22 protein-coding genes are annotated in these 21,365 nt (G+C 64.6%); 15 read left to right on the top strand and 7 right to left on the bottom strand.

The annotated features are described in order from the left end of the window. Window position 1: 1 nt before the first annotated feature. From NTV05_01515 to NTV05_01495, 5 genes are all read left to right on the top strand, one after another. Window positions 2-841 carry a hypothetical protein gene (locus NTV05_01515; GenBank protein ID MCX6543073.1) on the top strand — a complete coding sequence of 280 codons (840 nt, stop codon included), beginning with the start codon at window positions 2-4 and terminating at the stop codon, window positions 839-841. After that, complete coding sequence (locus NTV05_01510) at window positions 838-1,758, top strand: ABC transporter ATP-binding protein (protein ID MCX6543072.1); 921 nt, start codon at window positions 838-840, stop codon at window positions 1,756-1,758. Before NTV05_01515 ends, NTV05_01510 begins: the two co-directional genes overlap by 4 nt. Beyond that, on the top strand, window positions 1,755-2,654 hold the full coding sequence (locus NTV05_01505; protein MCX6543071.1) for an ABC transporter permease subunit: 900 nt from the start codon (window positions 1,755-1,757) through the stop codon (window positions 2,652-2,654). The genes NTV05_01510 and NTV05_01505 overlap by 4 nt, the downstream gene beginning before the upstream one ends. Window positions 2,655-2,839: 185 nt before the next feature. After that, window positions 2,840-3,901, top strand: a complete 1,062-nt coding sequence (locus NTV05_01500) for a hypothetical protein (GenBank protein MCX6543070.1) — start codon at window positions 2,840-2,842, stop codon at window positions 3,899-3,901. A gap of 177 nt (window positions 3,902-4,078) precedes the next feature. Continuing rightward, window positions 4,079-4,480, top strand: a complete 402-nt coding sequence (locus tag NTV05_01495) for a gamma-glutamylcyclotransferase (GenBank protein MCX6543069.1) — start codon at window positions 4,079-4,081, stop codon at window positions 4,478-4,480. Here the strand turns inward: NTV05_01495 and NTV05_01490 are convergent. Beyond that, window positions 4,467-4,823, bottom strand: a complete 357-nt coding sequence (locus NTV05_01490) for a PilZ domain-containing protein (protein ID MCX6543068.1) — start codon at window positions 4,821-4,823, stop codon at window positions 4,467-4,469. The two genes, NTV05_01495 and NTV05_01490, sit on opposite strands and share 14 nt — an antisense overlap. Before the next feature lie 222 nt (window positions 4,824-5,045). On the opposite strand from NTV05_01490, the gene NTV05_01485 reads away from it, so the two are divergent. From NTV05_01485 to NTV05_01465, 5 genes are all read left to right on the top strand, one after another. Further along, window positions 5,046-6,107 (top strand): isocitrate/isopropylmalate dehydrogenase family protein, encoded by a 1,062-nt coding sequence (locus NTV05_01485; GenBank protein MCX6543067.1) that lies wholly within the window; start codon window positions 5,046-5,048, stop codon window positions 6,105-6,107. A 136-nt stretch (window positions 6,108-6,243) separates the two neighbouring features. Next, complete coding sequence (locus NTV05_01480) at window positions 6,244-7,428, top strand: acetyl-CoA C-acetyltransferase (GenBank protein MCX6543066.1); 1,185 nt, start codon at window positions 6,244-6,246, stop codon at window positions 7,426-7,428. Between the two features lie 45 nt (window positions 7,429-7,473). Next, on the top strand, window positions 7,474-8,325 hold the full coding sequence (locus NTV05_01475) for a 3-hydroxybutyryl-CoA dehydrogenase (GenBank protein MCX6543065.1): 852 nt from the start codon (window positions 7,474-7,476) through the stop codon (window positions 8,323-8,325). Between the two features lie 12 nt (window positions 8,326-8,337). Beyond that, a complete protein-coding gene (gene folE, locus NTV05_01470) occupies window positions 8,338-8,889 on the top strand; it encodes a GTP cyclohydrolase I FolE (GenBank protein MCX6543064.1) in 552 nt (183 codons plus the stop codon). Further along, on the top strand, window positions 8,889-9,572 hold the full coding sequence (locus NTV05_01465) for a hypothetical protein (protein MCX6543063.1): 684 nt from the start codon (window positions 8,889-8,891) through the stop codon (window positions 9,570-9,572). The genes folE and NTV05_01465 overlap by 1 nt, the downstream gene beginning before the upstream one ends. Before the next feature lie 3 nt (window positions 9,573-9,575). On the opposite strand, the gene NTV05_01460 is transcribed toward NTV05_01465, so the two are convergent. Further along, on the bottom strand, window positions 9,576-10,223 hold the full coding sequence (locus NTV05_01460) for an LON peptidase substrate-binding domain-containing protein (GenBank protein ID MCX6543062.1): 648 nt from the start codon (window positions 10,221-10,223) through the stop codon (window positions 9,576-9,578). Between the two features lie 138 nt (window positions 10,224-10,361). Between NTV05_01460 and NTV05_01455 the strand changes: the two genes are divergently transcribed. Then, on the top strand, window positions 10,362-11,363 hold the full coding sequence (locus NTV05_01455) for a threonine dehydratase (GenBank protein MCX6543061.1): 1,002 nt from the start codon (window positions 10,362-10,364) through the stop codon (window positions 11,361-11,363). Here the strand turns inward: NTV05_01455 and NTV05_01450 are convergent. From NTV05_01450 to lipA, 4 genes are all read right to left on the bottom strand, one after another. Next, window positions 11,326-12,582, bottom strand: coding sequence for a dihydrolipoamide acetyltransferase family protein (locus tag NTV05_01450; protein ID MCX6543060.1), 1,257 nt, complete (start codon window positions 12,580-12,582; stop codon window positions 11,326-11,328). The genes NTV05_01455 and NTV05_01450 overlap by 38 nt on opposite strands. Before the next feature lie 19 nt (window positions 12,583-12,601). Beyond that, window positions 12,602-13,582 (bottom strand): pyruvate dehydrogenase complex E1 component subunit beta, encoded by a 981-nt coding sequence (locus NTV05_01445; protein MCX6543059.1) that lies wholly within the window; start codon window positions 13,580-13,582, stop codon window positions 12,602-12,604. Between the two features lie 2 nt (window positions 13,583-13,584). Then, window positions 13,585-14,625, bottom strand: a complete 1,041-nt coding sequence (gene pdhA, locus NTV05_01440) for a pyruvate dehydrogenase (acetyl-transferring) E1 component subunit alpha (protein MCX6543058.1) — start codon at window positions 14,623-14,625, stop codon at window positions 13,585-13,587. 64 nt (window positions 14,626-14,689) lie between these two features. After that, complete coding sequence (lipA, locus tag NTV05_01435; protein ID MCX6543057.1) at window positions 14,690-15,604, bottom strand: lipoyl synthase; 915 nt, start codon at window positions 15,602-15,604, stop codon at window positions 14,690-14,692. Window positions 15,605-15,835: 231 nt separating this feature from the next. On the opposite strand from lipA, the gene NTV05_01430 reads away from it, so the two are divergent. The 4 genes from NTV05_01430 to NTV05_01415 all read left to right on the top strand — a co-directional run bounded on the left by NTV05_01430 (window position 15,836) and on the right by NTV05_01415 (window position 17,950). Further along, window positions 15,836-16,543 (top strand): metal-dependent hydrolase, encoded by a 708-nt coding sequence (locus NTV05_01430; GenBank protein ID MCX6543056.1) that lies wholly within the window; start codon window positions 15,836-15,838, stop codon window positions 16,541-16,543. A gap of 64 nt (window positions 16,544-16,607) precedes the next feature. Next, window positions 16,608-16,868, top strand: a complete 261-nt coding sequence (locus tag NTV05_01425) for a ferredoxin family protein (protein ID MCX6543055.1) — start codon at window positions 16,608-16,610, stop codon at window positions 16,866-16,868. Between the two features lie 81 nt (window positions 16,869-16,949). Then, on the top strand, window positions 16,950-17,486 hold the full coding sequence (locus NTV05_01420; GenBank protein MCX6543054.1) for an NADH-quinone oxidoreductase subunit B: 537 nt from the start codon (window positions 16,950-16,952) through the stop codon (window positions 17,484-17,486). Beyond that, window positions 17,486-17,950, top strand: coding sequence for an NADH-quinone oxidoreductase subunit I (locus tag NTV05_01415; protein MCX6543053.1), 465 nt, complete (start codon window positions 17,486-17,488; stop codon window positions 17,948-17,950). Before NTV05_01420 ends, NTV05_01415 begins: the two co-directional genes overlap by 1 nt. 90 nt (window positions 17,951-18,040) lie before the next feature. Here NTV05_01415 and NTV05_01410 read toward each other — a convergent pair whose 3' ends face one another. Next, window positions 18,041-21,184, bottom strand: coding sequence for a hypothetical protein (locus NTV05_01410; GenBank protein ID MCX6543052.1), 3,144 nt, complete (start codon window positions 21,182-21,184; stop codon window positions 18,041-18,043). Window positions 21,185-21,365: the final 181 nt, after the last annotated feature.

Here is a 21,365-nt window from a genome sequence, read left to right as displayed (position 1 = left end):
CGTGCCCATCCACGATCAGAGTTACCGCCGCTACAAAGGCCAGCGCTCGCCCAGCGGACGTGCGTGGACCGTGATCGCGGCCGCGGGCGTCAGGAACATGCTGAAGAAGAGGGCGTTTCTCGGCCTGTTGATCGTCGCCTGGCTGCCGTTCTTTTATCGGTCGGTCATGCTGTACCTTGCGGCGAACTTTCCGCAGATGTCGATCCTGTCGCCTTCACCGGAGATGTTCCGCTCGTTCCTCGAGCAACAGGGCGTCTTCGTCTTCTTCATCACGATCTTCACCGGCGCCGGGCTCATCGCCAACGACATGCGCGCCAACGCGCTGCAGATCTACCTGGCCAAACCGCTCGATCGCGCCGAGTACATCGCCGGCAAGTTCGCCGTGCTGGCCTTCTTTCTGCTGCTGGTGACCTGGCTGCCCGCGACCATGCTCGTCGTGGTCCAGATTGTGTTCGCCGGCAACCTGACGTTCATCTCGTCCAACTTCTTCATCCTGCCGGCGATTCTGGTCTACACCGGGATCGAGACGACGGTGCTGGGACTGGTCATGCTCGCGCTGTCGTCGCTCTCGAAGAGCGCGCGATTCGTCGGCATCATGTATGCGGGCATCATCTTCTTTACGCAGGCCCTCTACAGCGTCGTGTACGCCGTCACCCAGGACAGTTCCTTTTCCTGGATGGCCGTGTCGACCAATCTGGCTCGGCTGTCCTACCTGATCTTCCGGCTGCCGGGCCGGTTCGAGACGTCCGGGCTGGCCACTGTGCTTGCCTTGGTTGCGACGGTGGCGCTCGCCCTCTTCGTGCTGGAACGGCGCGTGCGCGGCGTGGAGGTGGTGACATGACGCCGCTTGTGGTGGCCGATCACGTTTCGAAGTGGTACGGCCAGGTCATCGGCCTCAATGACGTGAGCGTGTCGATTCCGACCGGCATCACCGGACTGCTGGGGCCGAACGGCGCCGGCAAGTCGACGCTGCTGAAGCTGCTGACGGGCCAGCTCAAAGCGAGCAAGGGCTCCATCACCGTGCTGGGGGAGGCGATCTGGGGAAATCCGGGACTGTTCTTTCGCGTCGGCTTCTGCCCGGAGCAGGACGCGTTCTACGACCGGATGACCGGCCTCGAGTGGGTGTCCGGGCTGGTCCGGCTCAACGGATATTCGGAGTCCGAAGCGAGCGCGGCGGCCCGCACGGCACTCGAGCGGGTGGACATGGTGGACGCGGCCGACAAGAAGATTGGCGGCTACAGCAAGGGCATGCGCCAGCGCGTCAAACTCGCCCAGGCCATTGTCCACGATCCCGAACTGCTGATCCTCGACGAACCGTTGTCGGGCATGGATCCGATCGCCAGGCGCCGGACCATTCGTCTGATCAAGGAATGGGCTCGCGCCGGCAAGAGCATCATTGTCTCCAGCCACATCCTGTACGAGATCGAAGCGATGACGTCGAACATCCTGCTCATCAACAACGGCCGCATCCTGGCCGAAGGTGATGTGCACAGCATCCGCGATCTCATCGACGAACATCCGCACACCGTGAACGTCCGCGCGGACCACCCGCGCGACCTCGCCCGCGCGTTCCTGACTCGAGACGACGTGTTGAGCCTCAGGCTCGAGCAGGAGGCGATCATCATCGAGACGTCGAAGCCGGACAGTTTCTACCGGTACCTGACCGAATTGGCGGCGTCGGGCCAGGCGGGCACGATTACCGAGGTCACCTCGCCGGACGACAACCTCCAGGCGGTTTTCAAGTTCCTCGTCAAATGAGCACCATGACACCCGACATGAACGTCACGGTTCCTATGGCCGGTCCCTCACTGGCGGGTCCCGCGATCCGCAAGGCTCCGAGCTTTGCGACCGCGGTGCTCCGCGTCTTCGACCTGTCGCTCGGTCAAATGCTCTGGTCGCGCCGGACCATCTTCCTGGGCCTGGTCGTCGGGTCACCCGTGGCGCTTGGACTGATGCTGAGGATTCTCGACGCATTGGGCTTCGCCGGGACGATTCGGATGGGTGGCGCGGCGGTGACCGGGCCGACTGTCTTCGGCAACATGATCTGGCTCCTGTATCTTCGGTTCCTCGTGCCCGTGCTGGGGGTGTTCTATGGCACGTCCCTGATAGCCGACGAGGTCGACGACAAGACGATCACGTACCTGTTCGTCCGCCCGATCAGCCGGCGGGCCGTGCTGGTCGGCAAGTACCTGGCGTACGTGGTCACCACGGTGTTCGTGGTGCTGCCGTCGGTGGTCGTCCTGTACCTGTGCGTCCAGCCGCTCGGCCATGGCTCGCTGGCCGAAGGGTTCATGGGTCTGCTGATCGACCTTGGCCTCCTCGGGGTTGGACTGGCCGCCTACGGCGCGCTGTTTGCCCTGATCGGGGCGGGCATCAAGCATCCGCTCGTCGTCGGATTGGTCTTCGCCTTTGGCTGGGAGCAGGTGGCGCTGGCGCTGCCCGGCTACCTCAGGAAGTTCACCATTGCCTACTACCTGCAGGCGCTGGTGCCTCACGTGATGCCGGCCGACGGCCTGGGGAGCGCCTTGCAGTCGCTGTTCCGGGACGTTCCGTCGCCGACGATGAGTCTTTCGGCCATCTTCGTCGTGATCGTGGTGTGCCTGGCGATCGCCGGATGGATGGTCGAGAAGCGAGAGTACGTCCTCGAACAGTAGTGCGCCCACGCCGAGTGCTTCGACTCGCCCGAGGGCTGGCGCGCTGGCACGACGCGGTACAGCCCGGGCGCTCGCTCAGCACTCAGTCCTGAGGGGACCGGGCCGTCATTGCGTAGGGGAATCGAAGGACTGAGGGAACTTCCATCTTTGACGGCCGTATAGTCAGAGTAAGAGGCGAGGCATATATGACCGGAAAAACACGCTACTTCCTGATCGGTTCGGCTCTGGTCTTCTTCGTCGGGCTGTCGATTGGCTTGGTGGCTTACTACGGCGGCATGCCCCAGGGGCTGTTCGCCTCGAATACGGGGCCGGCGGAGCTTGCGCTGGTTCCCGAGGATGCGGCCGTCGTGGCGTACGCCAACGTAAAGCAAGTGATGAGTTCCGATTTGCGTCAGCGCCTGCGCCAGTTCGGCGGGCCAAGCGACGAGGGCCGGGACGAAATCAGGACGTCCACAGGCATCGATATCGAACAGGACATCGACCACGTGGTGGCGTTCATGGACAAGCGGCAGGATGGTGCCCCGTCCCACACAACCGATGGTCTCGTGCTGGCTCGCGGCCGGTTCGATCAGGGCCGGCTGGAGGCGTTCGCGCGGGAGAAGGGCGCCACGATCGAGGACTACAAGGGCAAGCGGTTGATCAGGCCAAAGGCTAAGGCGGAGGAGACCGGGCATGGTTCCGAAGCCGACCTTGAGGTGGCGTTCCTGGAAAGCGGGCTGGTGGCGATCGGTCCCAGCGCGGTGGTTCGTCGCGTCATCGACGGGCAGGGCGGAAGATCGAGATCGGCCCGCGATAACGCGGACTTGATGAAGCTCATTGCCGACCAGCGCGAGTCCAGCTTTTGGGTGGTCGGACAGTTCGCGGCGATTACGTCTCAGGCGAAACTGCCTCAGGCAGTGACGGACCGGATCCCGCCGATTACGTGGTTCTCGGCCGGCGGGCACGTGAACGGCGGCGTGCAGGTGATGATGAAGGCGGAGACCAATTCCGACGAGGCCGCCAACAACCTGCGGGATATCGTTCGGGGGTTTGTCGCGTTGGCGAAGTTGCAGGCGGGGAACCGGCCGGAGGCGCAGGCCCTGTGGCCGAACGTCGAGATGGGCGGCACTGGCAAGACGGTGTCACTGTCGTTCGGCGTCACGACGCAGCTGATCGACGTCATGACGCCGAAGAAGCGCGGCTCCGGCGCAACGCCGAAGCCGGCGGCGCCCAAGGGCCCCGAGACGCCAGAAAAGCCCGTAAAGTAGCCCAGACTCGAGCCGGGGCGCGCCAGCACGGCGCGCCCCGGCGTCTTGACTATCCAGGAACACTCACCTACACTTCCTCCATACCCAAGGCCCTATTTCTCGCCATGCATTCGCGGCCGCATGTCGCGATTCGACTTCGGAATATGCGCACGTCCAGGGTTGGAGGCACTTCTGCCAGTGAGTGACAACGTCTTCGTCTACGGAACCCTGATGGGCGGCTTCGACAGGCGTCGTCGAGCCGGTATCGATACGCGCATGCGGCTGATCGGCCGAGGCTCGATCGAGGCCGCGCTCTACGATCTCGGGATCTTTCCCGCCGCGATTCCCGCGCCAGACGGCCGTGTCTGGGGCGAGGTGTACGAAGTCGAGGACGATCCGTCCGTACTGACCAAGCTCGACGAGATTGAAGGGTATCGTTCCGCGGAGCCGGATGTCAGCCTCTACACGCGCGTGCAGGTGCCGGTGGCGCTCGACGACGGGCGTGTCGAGATGGCGTGGGTGTACTTCTACAATGCTCCGCTCGGCCGCGCGGAGCGCATCGCGTCTGGCGACTACCTCGAGCACCTCAGGGTGAAGTAGGTTCCCTGGACGGGCGGGCGCCGCGCGCCGCCCGCCGCTCGGAAACACCCTTGAGGTATGCCGCGATGGCGGATACCGCGTGCGGAGGCAGATCCACGAACTCGATTCCCGCTCGATAACGCACCAACTCCCCGGCCAGGTCTGCGACCCGGCAATGGGCGACCCGGCCCTTCACGACAATCGTACAGTCATCCAGCTCAAGCCGGACATCGTGGATGGAATTGATGACCAGCGGGAACGCGGTATCGAGCATCACGCCACGTGGGCTGAACTCCCGGATCTCGGCCGGTGCCAGCACACTCACCTCGCCCGGCAAGCCACCGGGCACCTCAACACGCGCCACGGAGCGCTTCTCGTGTTCCATCGGGCCGAATATAGCACGGTGTCATAGGTTTCCGCGCCCATGGAGCGGCTGGCGGATCGGGAGGGCTGCGTCGGGAACTCGACCGCCGGGGCCGGATCCAGGCGTCGTCAGGCCACGCCGTGGATGGGGAAGGCGGGCCGGCCCATTCTGATAAGATGAACCACCCCCGCGATGCGGGTTGCGGCCCTTGAAGAGGATTGGATCATGCGCATTGCAGTCATCCCCGGAGATGGCATCGGCAAGGACGTCACAGCCGAAGCCGTCAAGGTGCTTCGCGCGGTCTCCGACGTGTTCGGTCGCGCGCTCGATCTCGAAATGTTGCCCTATGGCGCCGACTACTTCCTCGAGACCGGCATCAGCATGCCGCCCAACGGCTACACCATGCTGCGCGACGAGTTCGACGCGGTGTACATCGGCGCGCTCGGCGATCCGCGCGTGCCGGATATGCGCCATGCCCGCGACATCCTGCTCGGCACCCGCTTCGAGCTCGATCTCTACGTCAATCATCGCCCGGTCAAGCTGCTGGACGCGCGGCTGTGCCCGCTGAAGGACCGCGGACCGGCGGACGTCAACATGGTGGTGTTCCGCGAGAACACCGAGGGCATGTACGTGGGCATCGGCGGCCGTTTCAAGGCGGGCACCGACGACGAGATCGCGATCCAGGAGGACATCAATACCTACAAGGGCGTGCACCGGATCATCAGGCATGCGTTCGAGCACGCGAAAGCGAACGGTCTGACCCGGGTGTGCATGGCCGACAAGAGCAACGCGCTGACGATGGGACACGCGCTCTGGCAGCGCGTATTCTGGGAGGTGGCGCCGCAGTACCCCGGGATCGATCCGACGCATCTCTACATCGATGCGCTGACGATGCAGATGGTCAAGAACCCGGGGCAGTTCCAGGTGATTGTGACCAACAATATGTTCGGCGATATCATCACCGATCTGGGCGCGCAGCTGCAGGGCGGGCTCGGCATGGCCGCGTCCGGCAACCTGCACCCCGGTCGCACGTCGATGTTCGAGCCGGTGCACGGGTCGGCGCCGAAGTACGCCGGGAAGAACATCGCCAATCCGTTCGGGGCGATCCTGTCGGCGGCGCTGATGCTCCAGTATCTCGGACGAAGCGAGGAAGCCCGGGCGGTCGAAGCGGCGGTCGAACAGGCGGTCGTTTCTGGCCAGGGCCCGGCCGACATTGGCGGCACGCTCGGAACCAGGGAGACCGGGGATTTCGTGGTGAAGACGATTACGAGCCAAAGGAAATAGAGCGCAATACGACGGTAGGACAGCGTCGCGGCGGGCCCCCTTGGCGCGCCGTAGAGGCAGGCGAAGGCGGGCGTGCCCGCCCTGAGACCAGGGCAACCACACGAGGTTGCCCCTAAGGATGCAAGTGGCAACTCCCATGAACACCACACCCGTCTACATTGTGAACGGTGCCCGCACCCCGATGGCCGAGTATGCCGGGGCGTTCAAGGACATCTCCGCGCTCGATCTCGGCGCCCTCGCCTCGAAGGCTGCGCTGGCGCGCAGCGGCGTGGCGCCAGGGCAGGTTCAGCACGTCGTATTCGGCAACGTGCTGCAGACCAGCGCCGATGCGCTCTATGGGGCCCGGCACATTGGCCTCAAAGCCGGCCTGCCGATCGAAGTGCCCGCGCTGACCGTCAACCGGCTGTGCGGGTCGGGCATCCAGGCCGCGGTGTCGGCCGCGCAGCTCATCCAGTTGGGCGAGGCCGACGTCGTACTGGCGGGCGGCACCGAGAACATGACGCAGGCGCCGCACGTGATTCGCGGTCTGCGAAGCGGGCTGCGGCTCGGCCAGGGCAAGCTCGAAGACGCGCTCTGGGAGTCGCTGACAGACACGTACTGCGGCTGCAGCATGGCGATTACCGCCGAGAATCTGGCCGTCAAGTACGGCATTGCACGCGAGGAGCAGGACCGCTTCGCCCTGCGGAGCCAGCAGTTGGCGGCCAAAGCGTGGGAAACGGGACGGCTCGCCGAAGAGGTGGTGCCGGTCGAACTCAAGTCGCGGAAGGGGCCGCAGCAGTTCTCGCGCGACGATCATGTGCGCGCCGACACAACGATGGAGTCGCTGGCCGCGCTGCCGCCGGCATTCCGGAAGGACGGCGGCGTCACCGCCGGCAACGCCAGCGGCATCGTCGACGGCGCGGCGGCGCTCGTGCTGGCTTCCCAGCAGGCCGTGCAGACGCTCGGCCTCAAGCCGATCGGGCGCTTGATTGGATGGTCGGCCGTCGGCGTCGAGCCGAAAGAGATGGGGATTGGCCCCGCTCCGGCCACCCGCGCGGTTCTGGCCCGGACGGGATTGACGCTGGCCGAGATCGATCTGATTGAAGTCAACGAGGCGTTTGCCGCTCAGTATCTGGCGGTCGAGAAGGAACTGGGCCTGGATCGCGAGCGGGTCAACGTCAATGGCGGCGCCATTGCACTGGGGCATCCGCTCGGCGCGAGCGGGGCGAGACTTTTGCTGACCGTCTTGCTCGAGCTGCGCCGGCGAGGCCTGTCGCGCGGTCTGGCCACCGCCTGCATTGGCGGGGGACAGGGCATCGCGGCCATCGTTGAGGTGGTGTAGACGCGCTTGCGCTGGCGGCTAAGGTGGAAGCCGATGGAGGGCATCATGGAGATTCGTACGGTTGGCGTGCTCGGGTGCGGCTTGATGGGCAGCGGCATCGCGCAGGTGTCGGCGCAGGCTGGCTACAAGACTATCGTGCGCGAGGTTGAACAGCCGCTGCTCGACCGGGGTTTTGGGCGCATCCGGAAGTTCCTGGATGGCGGCATCGAGAAGGGCAAGGTCACGCCGGAGTTCCGGGACGCGACGCTCGGGAAGCTGAGCGGCACCACGCGGATTGAGGACCTGGCGTCGTGCGATATCGTGATCGAAGCCATCATCGAGAGCTTCGACGAGAAGAAGAAGACGTATGCCGCGGTCGAGGCGGTTGTCGCGCCGCACACGCTGCTCGCGTCGAACACCTCCTCGCTCTGCATCACCGAACTGGCGGCCTCGACCACGCGTCCGGACAAGTTCGTCGGCCTGCATTTCTTCAATCCGGTGCCGCTGATGAAACTGGTCGAAGTGGTGAAGGCCCTGTCGACGACCGACGAGAGTTTTGCGCGCGCCTACGCGTTTGCCCAGTCGCTCGGCAAGGAGCCGGTGACCGCCCCCGATCGCCCCGGCTTCATCGTCAACCGCCTGCTCGTCCCGTACCTGCTCGACGCGATCCGCGCGTACGAGCACGGGCTGGGCACCATCGAGGATATCGACAAGGGCATGGCCCTTGGTTGCGGGTACCCGATGGGCCCGTTCACGCTGCTCGATTTCGTGGGCCTGGACACCACGTATTACATCGCCAACATCATGTTCGAGGAGTTCAAGGAACCCGCCTACGCGGCGCCCCCGCTTCTCAAGCGCATGGTGCTCGCGGGACGGTGCGGTCGGAAGACGGGCCGCGGTTTCTATAGCTACGCATAGCGGGTACGCGCGATGGAAACGCAGATCAGGCAGCTGCTCGAACAGCTTGGCGAGGACCCCGGCAGGGAAGGCCTGCTCGATACGCCGCGGCGCATGGCTAAGTCGCTGTCGTTTCTGACGAGCGGGTACCGCGAGGACATCGACAAGGTCCTGAACAACGCGCTCTTCACCGTCGACTACAGCGAGATGGTGATCGTCAAGGACATCGATTTCTTCAGCCTGTGCGAACACCATCTGCTGCCGTTTTTCGGCAAGTGTCACGTGGCGTACATCCCGCGCACGCGGGTGATCGGCCTGAGCAAGATCCCGCGGCTGGTCGACGTGTTCTCGCACCGGCTGCAGGTGCAGGAGCGGCTGACCAACCAGATTGCCGAGACCATCCGCGAGAAGATCGATCCGCTCGGTGTCGCCGTCGTCATGGAGGCGACGCACCTGTGCATGGCCATGCGCGGCGTCCAGAAACAACGGTCCTACTGCGTCACCAGCGCGATGCTGGGTGCGTTCAGGGAGCGCGATCGCACCCGGATGGAATTCCTCGACCTCATTCGCCAGAAGAACACCTGATGCGCAAAGTCACACTGTGGCTCGTCGCGTGTGCGCTGATGGCGGCCGGGCCTGCGGGTGCGCAAACCGCCAGGAAGAAACCGGCCCCCGCGGCGCCCCCGGCGCCGAAGATCGAGCCAGCCGAGGTGACGTGCCCGTCGCCGCTCGGGACCGGCGTCAAGACGCTCCGCACGTTCTGCGACGTGCCCGTCGGGCGGACGTCTGCTGACGGAATCCTGATCACCTTGCCGCCGCACAGAGGCAAGGCCGTGCTGACGTTCGACCTGCACAACCGCCAGACCTATTCGGAGGAGCAGGTGAAGGCCCGCCGGTCGTACGCGAAGCTGACGGCCACGGTGGGTGTGATGACGCTCGACAACACGCTGGTGACGCGCGCCACGGTGCAGAACGAGTTTCGCACCGATGCCGATCTGTTCGACCGGATCGGGGGTGGGGCGGGGCCGGGCGGGTTGAAGGCCGTGGCGCCCACCGGCGCGGAGCCGATTCGCGTGGAGCTGCCCGAGGCGGTCAACCAGGTCTACGTGCTCGGAGAGAAGCTGTCCGCGCGGCGCTACGACGTCGACGAGACGTTTGTCGCTCCCGGCCGTCCCATTGCCCTCATCAGCAGCGTCATGGTGGAGTACACGCCCCAGCCGGCTCAGAAGACGCCGGCGAAGAAGCCCGTGCCGATCAAGAAGAAATAGCGCTCAGTGCAGCAGCCCCCGTCCCGGCGGCGCCGACTGGGCCATCGCCTTCATCTCGAGCAGTTCGGCGAGCGCATCGGCCCGGCTCGACACGTTGTGGCATTCGAGAAGCGCCTGACGCTCGATCGGTTCGAGATCGAGGTACTGCGCGAGCGCGTTGATGACGCCTTCGTCAGAGAGGCTGGACGGAAACGGATGGTCGGGGGCTTCGGCCGAGACCGTCAGCAGCCGTTCAAGCCGATGGCGCTGCTGCCGGAGCCCTTCGCGATCGACCGCCGTCAGCGTGTCCACCAGGTAGTCGACCCTGGCCAGCCGATACGAGCGCTCGACGTCCTCCTCGAGGATGCGAAAGCGATCGATGCCGCGGAGCACGATGTTGTACCGGCCGTCGTCCAGGTGTTCGACGTGGCTGATCAGGCCGGCACAGCCGATCGAAAAGACCGAGGGGGATTCGGTCGGTTCGCGGTCCCACCCTGGCTTCAGCAGCACCATGCCGATGAGACGGTCGCCCGCCAGCACGTCGGCCACCATTTCGCGAAACGGTGTTTCGAAGATATGGAGCGGCAGGAACACGCCGGGGAACAACACGGCGTTGGGGAGCGGGAAGATGGGCAACACGGCAGACAGCATGATGATGGTCCCGGACGACATCCGGATCATATCCCGGCCGGGCCACAAAAAGCGGAGCGGCCCGGTGATGCTCGTCCTTCGACCGTCGCCGTGAGAAGATAGCAGGCGGCACCAGGCAGAGCGGCGCGGCCGATTGAGCCGCCACGAGAGGCGACACGGATGGAACCACCGACGCTACACGATATCTACGATGCGCGGCCCCGCGTGTACCGGCATTTGCGGCCCACGCCGCTGTTGTCGCATCCGCTGCTGACGTCGGAAATCGGGACCGCGGTCTACGTCAAGCACGAAAATCACAATCCGACCGGCGCGTTCAAGATTCGCGGCGGGTTGAACCTGGTGGCGACGCTTGGGGCGAGCGAATGTCGCGCGGGCGTGGCGACCGCGTCGACGGGCAATCACGGCCAGTCGCTGGCGATGGCGTGCCACCTGCGGCATGTGCCCTGCACGATCTACGTGCCGGTCGGCAACAACCCCGAGAAGAACGAGGCCATGCGGGGGTACGGCGCGACGCTCGTCGAGCACGGCCGCGACTTCGACGAGGCACGGGTGAGATGCGAGCAGGATGCGCTCGAACGGGGGTACCGGTACGTCCACCCGGCCAACGAGCCGCTGCTGCTGGCCGGCGTGGGCACCTACGCGCTCGAAATCTTCGAGGAACTGCCGCGCGTCGACGTCGTGTTCGTGCCGATTGGCGGCGGGAGCGGGGCGTCCGGGCTGGTGACCGTTCGAACCGCGATCGGCAACTCCACGCGCATCATCGGCGTGCAGGCGGCCAGGGCGGACGCGTTCGCGCGATCGTGGCGATCGGGCACGCGCGTGGTGGGCGAGTACGCTGACACGCTCGCCGAGGGCGTGGCCACCCGCGTCACGTTCGACCTGACCTTCGACCTGCTCACGCGTGAACTCGACGACGTCGTCACGCTGACCGAGGACGAACTGGCCGAGGGTGTCAGACTGGCGCTGCGCGCGACGCACAATCTGGCCGAAGGCGCCGGCGCGGCCCCTCTGATGGCTGCGTGGAAGCTGCGTGGCGAGCTGGCCAACAAGACCGTGGTGTGCGTCATGAGCGGCGGCAACATGGACACCACGGTACTGCGGAGGATCCTGGGGGCTCCTTCCCCTACGCCATCAACAGCGGATTCTCGAGGTACCGCCTGAGCGTCTGGAGGAAGCGTGCACCGCCGGCGCCGTCCGCCACTCGGTGGTCGACCGACAAGGTCGCCTTCATGCGGTAACCGGCTCTGACCTCGCCGTCGACAACCACCGGCACCTGTCGAACTGCGCCGACGGCCAGAATGGCGGCCTCGGGCGGATTGATGATGGCCGAGAACTCATCGATGTCCATCATGCCGAGATTGGACACGGAGAACGTGGCGCCGGTGTATTCGCTCGGCTGAAGCGTGCGCGCACGCGCCCGCTCCGTCAGGATCCGCGATTCTGCGGAAATCTCCTCGATCGGCTTCACGTCCGCATCCCGCAGCACCGGAGTGATCAGGCCATCGTCGAGCGCCACCGCCATGCCGATGTGCACCCGCGCGAACTGCGTGACGTGATCGCCGCCGAATGAGGCGTTGATGTCAGGGTGCTGCCGCAGCGCCAGGGCTGTCGCCTTGATCACGATGTCGTTGATGGAGATGGAGGATCGCTCGGCACGCAACGCCTGGTAGGCGTCCCATACGCGATCCATCGCGACGTCGATCGTGAGATAGAAGTGCGGGACCGGACCCTTGCTTTGCACGAGTCGCTTGGCAATGGTCCGCCGGATCGCCGACAGTTCGATCTCCTGCGATTCTTGCACGGCGCCGGGCGTGTCGAGCGAACGCGAACGCCACGCTGGCCCCGCCGATTCTGTCGCGCCCGTCTGAGGCGTCCCGGCCGTCTGTGCCGCCTCGATATCGCGCTTGACGATGCGGCCCTGGGGACCTGTCCCGTGCAGGTTCCTGAGATCGACGCCGGATTCGGCAGCCATGCGCATGGCGAGCGGGGAAGCCCTCAGATGGCGGCCGGCCGGCGACTGCTCCGCGGGTGCAGTCAGGATCTGAGGAGGCGTCGCGGCCACGAGTGTCGCCGGACTGGCCGACGCGTTCGCGACGGGGGCGGCGGCAGCCGGCCCCGGCAGCAGCGCCGAAATATCCTCGTCGGCCGTGCCAATCACCGCGATCTGCTGGCCTACCTTGACGAACGCGCCCTCGGCCGCCACCAGTTTCCGCACGATACCGCTGGTGTAGGCCTCCATCTCGACAGTGGCCTTGTCGGTTTCCACTTCGGCCAGCGCCTGGCCGGTTTCGACCGGATCACCTTCGTTCTTGATCCACCGGAGGATGCGGCCCTCCTCCATGGTGTCACTCAACTTCGGCATCACGACGCGGGAAGCCATGGAATGAACCTCCTGATCCCTAACTCCGATACAGCACTTCTCGAACGGCCGCCACCACGCTGGCGGGCGACGGCATGGCGAGGTGCTCGAGATTCCGGGCGTAGGGCATCGGCACATCCGCCCCGGTGACGCGCGTGACCGGGGCATCCAGATCGTCGAACGCCGACTGTTGAATCTGGTACGCGATCTGTGCTCCGAGCCCGGCGTAGGGCCACCCTTCCTCGACAATCACGCAGCGGTTCGTCTTGGCGATCGACGCCAGGATTGGGGCGTTGTCGAACGGCCGCAACGATCGCGGGTCGACGATCTCGCACGAAATGCCCTCGGCGGCCAGCTGTTCGGCTGCCTTCATCGCGACCATCACCATCTTCGACCAGGCGACCAGCGTCACGTCGGTGCCCTGGCGCTTGATGTCGGCGACCCCGATCGGAATCGTGTACTCCTCGGCCGGCACCTCGCCCTTCGATCCATACAGCGTCTCGCCCTCGAAGAAGATCACCGGGTCGTTATCCCGGATGGCGCTCTTGAGCAGGCCCTTCGCGTCGTACGGCGTCGATGGCGCCACGACCTTCAGTCCGGGGACGTGCGCGTACCACGACTCAATCGACTGCGAGTGCTGCGCGGCGAGCTGGTGGGCCGCTCCTCCCGGACCGCGCACAACGATGGGAATACTGAACTGGCCGCCCGACATGTACAGCAGTTTGGCGGCGCCGTTGATAATCTGGTCCATGGCCAGCAGCGAGAAGTTCCACGTCATCATCTCGATGACCGGCCTCAAGCCGACCATCGCCGCCCCGATGCCGACGCCCGTGAAGCCTTCCTCCGTGATCGGCGTGTCGATGATGCGGCGCTCGCCGAATTCCTGCAGGAGGTCCTTGCTGACCTTGTATGCGCCCTGATAGACGCCCACTTCCTCACCCATCAGAAACACGTTCGGGTCGCGGCGGAGCTCTTCGCGCAGGGCCTGGTTCAACGCGTCGCGGTAGGTGATCAGCGGCATGGCTACGCTTCACTCTTTCGGAAGGGGCCGTACGGCTCCGCGTACACGTCGGCGTAGAGATCGTCGGCCGATGGTTCCGGGCTGGCCTCGGCAAACCGGATGGCCCGCTCGACCGTCTCCCGCGCCTCACGGTCCAACTCGAGGAGACCGTTCTGGTCAATGAGACCCGCAGCCAGCAGGCGGCCGAAATACGCCTTGATCGGATCCTGCAGCTTCTGCTCTTCGACTTCCTCTTTCGTGCGGTAGTGCCCGTGCACGGGGTCCGACATCGAGTGGCCCATGAACCGGTAGCACCGCGCCTCGATGAGCGTGGGCGCGTGCTCGCTCCGGACTCGTTCGACCGCGCGGCCGACACAGTCCCGAACAGCCAGCACGTCCATGCCGTCGACGGTCTCGCTGGCCATGTCGTAGGCCGACGCCCGCGCGGCCACGTCATAGATGGCCGAGGCGCGCTCGATGGAGGTGCCCATGCCGTACCGGTTGTTCTCGACGATGTAGATGCAGGGCAGCTTCCAGAGGGCGGCCATGTTCAGTGATTCGTGGAAGGCGCCGATGTTGACGGCGGCTTCCCCGAAGAAGCACAGCGTCACCCGGTCGGTCTGCTGGTACTTGCTGGCGAAGGCGACCCCGGTGGCGAGGGGAATGTGACCGCCGACGATCGCGTGCCCGCCATACAGGCCCACCTGGCGGTCGAACAGGTGCATCGACCCGCCCTTGCCCTTCGAGACCCCATCCCGGCGCCCGAACAGCTCGGCCATCACGCGGCCGGGATCGCAGCCTTTAACGATCGCGTGCACGTGGTCCCGGTATGACGTGAAGATGGCATCGTCCGGCCGGAGCGTCGACAGCGCGCCAACCGCGACCGCCTCCTGGCCGATATACAGGTGACAGAAGCCGCCGATGTTCTGAAGCGCGTACATCTCGGCGCACTTCTCTTCGAAACGCCGCCCCAGCAGCATCTTGGCGAGCATGTCGAGGAGCGTCGCCTTCGGCGTGCTGCCCAGCTGTCGGCTGATGTGATCCGGTGTCGTCGTTGCTGCCATGTCGGTCGTCTGTTTCCCTGCTGCCGCCGTGAGCATGGGCCCAGATTCAATCCGAGGCCGTCCGTCAGGCGATGGCCGTCCGGCCTTCCGCCTGGTCGAACGCGTCGGCCTGTTCGTGGGCATGATAGGAACTCCGCACCAGGGGACCACACTCGACGTGCCCGAATCCCATGTTGATCGCCGCCGCCTTGAGCATCTCGAACTCGTCCGGATGGTAATACCGGGCCACTGGGAGGTGTGACGAAGACGGGCTGAGGTACTGGCCAATCGTGATGATGCCGACGCCCACTTCGCGCAGATCGGCCAGCGTCGCGATGAGCTCCGGCCACTCCTCGCCAAGACCGACCATCACGCCCGATTTCGTCGGGATATCCGGGGCGTACCTGCGGGCGCGATCCAGCAGTTCGAGGCTGCGCGGATAGCGGCCGCCCGGCCGCGCCAGGCGGTAAAGGCGCGGCACCGTCTCGGTGTTGTGGTTCAGCACGTCGGGCCGCGCATCGAGCACCGTGAACAGGGCCTGCTGGTCGCCCTTGAAGTCGGGAATCAGGACCTCGATCCGGCACGACGGCCGCCGGGTCCGAATCCCGAGGATCGTGTCGGCAAAGATGCCCGAACCGCCGTCCGCCAGGTCGTCGCGATCGACCGACGTCACGACCACGTAGTTGAGCGCCATGGTGGCCACGGCCTCGGCCACTCTGGCCGGTTCGTCGCGATCGAGCCCGGGAGGGAGCCCATGTCGAACCGCGCAGAAAGGACATGCCCGTGTGCACACATCACCGAGGATCATGAACGTCGCCGTGCCGTGGTGCCAGCACTCGCCGATATTCGGACAGTGCGCCTCTTCGCAGACGGTATGAAGCCCCTCTGTGCGCATCAGCCCCTTCAGCCGGACGTAGTTGGCGGAGCCGGGTGCGCGCACCTTCAGCCATTCGGGTTTTCTGACTGGTGCGACGAGGGGAAGCGGAACCGGGATGCTCATGAAATCGTTATGGGCGATGAACGCCACGCCGCCGGCCCGCCCAAGATCAAGTCGGGACACGCCGAAGCGCAGGGAGCGGGGTTTCTGCCGGGCCCACAGCCGGGCTCCGGCCAGATTCCGATCATACACTGTTCTGACGGTCTCACCTTCGACGGCGCCGCTGCTATACTCTCCCATGGATCCTGCGCCACCGTGGCGCCGCAGGGGTCTCTTCTTCCGCGGGGTGATGCCATGCTGCTGTCAGGGCTGTCGGTGACGTGGTTGGGACATTCGACGTTTCTGCTGGTGTCGCCCGAGGGGCGCCGCATCCTGCTCGACCCCTGGCTGGACGGAAACCCCTCCTGTCCGCCGGCTTTCAGGACAATCGACGCCGTTGATCTGATCCTGGTGACGCACGGGCACTTCGACCACGTGCACGACGTCGCCGCCGTCGCGAAGGCAACCGGGGCAACGGTAGTCGGGATCTTCGAGTTGTGCGACTGGCTCGGCAGGCAGGGCGTGACGAAGACGTCGGGGATGAACAAGGGCGGCACGCAAGAACACGGCGGAGTCAGGATCACGATGGTCGATGCCCGCCACAGTTCCAGCTTCGTGGAAAACGGGGCGGCAACATACCTGGGCGAGGCGGCCGGGTACGTCTTGCGGTTCGGCAATGGCCTCACGATCTACTTTGCAGGCGACACCTCCGTGTTCGGCGATATGCGCCTCATCAGGGAGCTCTACAACCCGTCGATCGCGTTCCTGCCGATTGGCGATCTGTTTACGATGGACCCGGCCGCGGCCGCGAAGGCCGCCGAGTTGCTGGGGGTGCGCGCGGTCTTTCCCATGCACTACGGAACGTTCCCCGTCCTCACCGGCAGGCCTGAGCAGCTGCGCGAGCTGGTGGCGCCGCTGGGTGTCGAGGTCGTCGAGATGCAGCCGGGGCAGACCGTGGCTTGACGGCCGAATGGAGGCCGCGATAGTTTGATATCGTGGTGTGAGGGCGCAACGGAGAAAGGCGAGGATGGCGTACATTATTTGCGAGCCGTGCGTGGGGACCAAAGACACTGCCTGCGTGGATGTGTGTCCGGTTGACTGCATCCACCCGCGGAAAGACGAACCTGAGTTCCAGACCGCGGACATGCTCTATATCCATCCGGATGAGTGCATCGACTGCGGCGCATGCGTGCCGGCGTGCCCGGTCGAGGCCATTTTTGCGCTGGACGAAACCCCCGAGAAGTGGAAGCATTTCATCCCGAAGAACGCGGAGTACTATCAGAAGTAGCCGCGTCTTCCGTCTGGTGTCACGGGCAGGGGCGCCTGTCTTCCCCTCCACATATGGGTCCCCGGCAGCGAGGATGTCGAAATGGGTCTGATCGATCACCGGTTCGCGGACAACATCATCACCACGAACCTCGACAGCGTGCTCGCATGGGCCCGCAAGAACTCGCTCTGGCCGATGGGATTCGGCCTGGCGTGCTGCGCCATCGAAATGATCGCGGCGGGCGGATCGCGCTTCGACATTGCGCGGTTCGGGTCGGAAGTCTTCCGGGCCTCTCCCCGTCAGGCCGACCTGATGATCGTCGCCGGCACCGTCACCAAGAAGATGGCGCCGGTGCTGAGGCGGCTGTACGACCAGATGCCGGAGCCGAAATGGGTGATTTCGATGGGCAGTTGCTCGAATGCGGGCGGGCCGTTTCCGACCTACAGCGTCCTGCAGGGCGTCGACAAGGTGGTCCCTGTTGACGTGTACGTGTCCGGCTGTCCCCCGCGGCCAGAAGCGCTCTTCTACGGGATCATGAGGTTGCAGGACAAGATCCAGAAGGAGAACACCACGCTCCGCAAGCCACGGGCGATCCATCTGGGTGGGACCGAGCCCATTCTCATCGAGGAGCGCGGCTGATGTTCACGGACTTCCTGCGCTCGATTTTTCTGGTGGATTTGGCCAAGGGGTTGTGGCTGACGCTCAAGTACACGCCCCAGCCGGCCTTCACCTTCCAGTACCCGTCCGAACGCCGGCCGGTGGCCCCGCGTTTTCGTGGCGTCCTACGGCTTCAGATCGAGCCCGGCACGGGCGCACAGACCTGCATTGTCTGCGACCAGTGCGCCAAAGCGTGTCCCGACGAGCTGATCTCGCTCGGCGGGCACCGGGAGGCCGGGCTGAAGATCAAGGTGCTGGACTACTTCGACTTCAATCTCTCGCGGTGCAGCTTCTGCGGCCTCTGCTCGGAGGTGTGCCCGACCAAGCCGGTCAAGGCGCTTGTCATGAGCGAGGACTACGAACTGGGCAGCTACAGCCGCGATGCCCAGATCATGCGCGTTGACGACATGTACGACGGCGTCACCATCGAACCCTACACGCACTGAGAGACGACAAAAAGGGGCCGGACCTCATTTCAGTTTCTGCAACCGGCTCGCGGCCTGGCAGAGAACGAAATAAAGTCCGACCCCGTTTCTCTAGAAGTCGTAGCCGATCCAGAACTGGAAGCGCGCCTTTCGGAACGCCGCGCTCCCGCCGCTGCCGGCGAACACGACATCCTCCCACGTCTTGTTGAGGAGCGTTCGCCACGACCAGTCGAAGTGGATCGGGAAGCCCAGCGCAAACGTCTCGAGCCCAATCCCGTACGAGGCCCGGCCATCCACGAGCCGGAATCCTGAAATCGTCAAGGGATCGCCGTAGATCGGGATCGGCGCACCAGTCAACGGATCGAGAATGAGCGAGCCGGTCGCCGCGTCGACCTGGTAGTTGATGATCGGCGTCAGCGTCATCGCCTGGCTCGTCGAAAACTTGTACCCCGCGCCAGAGAACCACGCCCCGCCGAGGTTGGCGAAGAAGACGCCCCGGACGCCGCCCAGGATGCCGACCGGCGTGGCCATCGCGTTAATCAGCGGGAAGCGCAGCTCCACGTTCCCGAAGAACGCGTTCTGGCCGATGAACTGCAGGTAGTCGTAGCCGCGCATCTCGGAGTTTCCGCCGAAGAACGTGTAGCTCGGCGTCGATCCCCAGCTCTTGTAGCCCTTCGCGCGGATCGCGAGCAGGCCCGACGATCCAATCTTGAAGTACTTGCGGATGTCTCCGTCCACCGCCTGCCAGGACAGGTTCTTGGTGACCGGAGGCGCCACTTCGTAGCTCATGCGCATCGTGCTGCCCGCCAGCGGGCCGAATTCCCGGAACACGGTGGTCTCCTGGACGAACGCGAGGGTCAACGGGGCATACCACCCATTCCGGAACAGCGTTCGCCCGAAGGTCTGCTGTTGGTACAAATTGGAGTAGTCTGCCAGCCCCTGGTCGTTGTAGCTCTCCTTGACGTAGGCAAACCCCGCCGATGCTTCCACCCGCGAGTACCGGCTCAGCGGGTAGATGCCAAACGCCGTTACACCGCGGTTTGACCGGGTCGAGGTGGCGTACTTGCGATCGATATACGGGTCGTAGATCGGATCGTAGTAAACCCCCGCCAGCTGAGCGTAATAGAACTCGTCCTGCCAGTATCCCTGGAGCGCGTACTGCAACCGGTGCTCGAGGTTGATCATCGATCCCGCAAATGTGCGGTACTGGGACATCGACGACGCGAAGAAATCCAGCCGCTTGTCGCCGAGCACGTCGGTGAACGAGATCGCGGTCCCGCCGAAGATATTTCCGCCGCTGGTGACGCCGACATTGACGGGCGGACGGCCCTCGAGGAACAACTTGTCCCAGCTGCCCTTGCGCTTGGCGTTTTCCGCAATCAGCGTGTGACTCAGCGGCGCCTGGAAGTCGATAATGGGCCCTGGAGCGCCGAAGTCGCTCGTATTGGCCGTCATCGTGGCTTCCTTGCGGTCGAGCATGTGCAGCTCGTAGTCACCCTTGTAATACGACACGAACGCGGTGCGCGTCGTCTTGCCGTCGCGGAGGATGACGGGCGAGAAGTTGCCCCCAATCGCATCGGTCCACTGCTTCAGCTCGCCGGTCTTCAGGTTGAGCGTCCACAGGTTGTAGATACTGCCGTTGCGGGCGACCTCGGGTTCGATCGCCTTGTTCGGGTCGGTGGCGGTCGACGGGAAGATGATCGTCTCGGCGTCAGCGAACTTCGCGGCCGCGTCGTCATGCGTGCCGAAGGTCAGCTGCGTCTTCTTGCCCGTGGCGATATCGAGCTTGAAGAGCTTCTCGTTCCCGCTGATCCGCGCCAGGTACACCACCGTCTTCCCGTCGGGCGAGAAGGTCGGCGCGTAGTCGGCGAAGTCGTCCTTCGTCAGGTTGTCGATCTTCCCCGACTCGAGATCGATCGTGAAGATGTCGCCAATGCCATTCTGCAGGGCGGCAAACGCGATCCGCCGTCCATCCGGCGAGAACGAGGGCGATTCGGGCTCGTCGACGGACGTCAACTCGAGGCGCTTCTCGATCTTCCGCGTCAGCACGTTCTGGATGACGATGGCCTTGTACTTCTCTTTGCGAACCACATAGGCGAGCCGATCGCCGGTAGGCGCCCAGGCCATCCAGGGAATCGTCACCCAACGCTCGCCCGGCGTGACGATGTAGTCGAACCCCATGCGGTAATCGAACCCGGGAGTCAGATTCCGGATGACCTTCCCGTCCTTGGCCGAGATCAGGACAATGTCCATCTCCCGATCCTTGCGGTTGACGGTGGCTGTCGCGAGCAGGTCGCCCGACGGCGAAGGTTCCAGCGAGAACGCGTCCATGAATGACGATTTCTCGGGTTTCGGAGCCAGGTTCTTTCCGTAGTCAGCTGGTGTTTCCTTGTCTCGGAACGGCTTGAACCGCGCTTTCAGGTATCGGTCGAACTGCTGATCGAAGTCGTCGCCGTCGAGCTGAAACGCCGTCTGAAACGCCGAGTCGCCCCCGCCGATGACGTTCTTGCGCATCGAGAACAGGAACTGGCGCAGGCCTTCCTTGCCCCATTTCGACTCGATGAATTCGAACGCGGCATGCCCCAGGTTGTATACGAGTCTCGGATTGTTGGTGTCCCCGTACCCCTCGAGCTTGCTCATCTTCGGGATGATGTCGGCGGTGGCGGCATCGCGCACCGTCATCAGGTCAATCGGCCGCCACAGACCGGTCATGTAGTCGGACAGCCCCTCGGCCACCCACAGCGGCGTCGACTGCCGCACGAGCGACTGCGGGATGATGTCGAACTCGAAGATGTGCGTGAGCTCGTGGACGATCAAGTGGTAGAGCAGGTCCGGCGGGCTGTCGAGCGGCAGCAGCATCCGGTTCCGCGTCGATTCCGCGAATGCTCCGACGCCCTCTTCCGCCGCGCCGGGGATGACGTTCTCCTGCTCGAATTCGCTGTGTGTCTTGAAGATGATCAGCGGGATCTTGAACGCCAGATCGTGCTTGAGATCGGCGCTGATCTGCTGGTATGCGCTCTCGGCATATCCGGCAATTCTCGCGAGATGCTTCTCTACACCGGTGTAGTAGTAGATCTCGAAGTGATCGGTCTTGTAGATGTGCCAGTCGAAACGATCGTACCGGACGATGTTCTTGCCAAAGTACGGGACGAACGGCGTCTGGGCGGATGCGTCGGCGATCAGGCCCGGCAAAGCCATCGCCACTCCGACCGCCAGCCAGACCGCTACGAGAGTGCGCGTCAGGCGCGTAGGCATTCAATCACCTCGCCAGAGGAAATTTCAGGGGCATGCGGGCATCACGTGACTCCCATGTTACCGTCTCTAAGACGCGGCCTGCAATCGTCCAGATCCGCTTGATTGACCTTTCCTGGTGGATGGGGTTCTATGTAGAGGGAAGAGGCGGCTCCCCGGGATGGTGCGGCGAAGCACGAAGGAC

Source organism: Acidobacteriota bacterium (genome assembly GCA_026393755.1).
Lineage (GTDB): Bacteria > Acidobacteriota > Vicinamibacteria > Vicinamibacterales > JAKQTR01 > JBAXOX01.
Note: the sequence above shows the minus strand (reverse complement) of the source record. Positions and strands in the feature narration are given on the sequence as shown.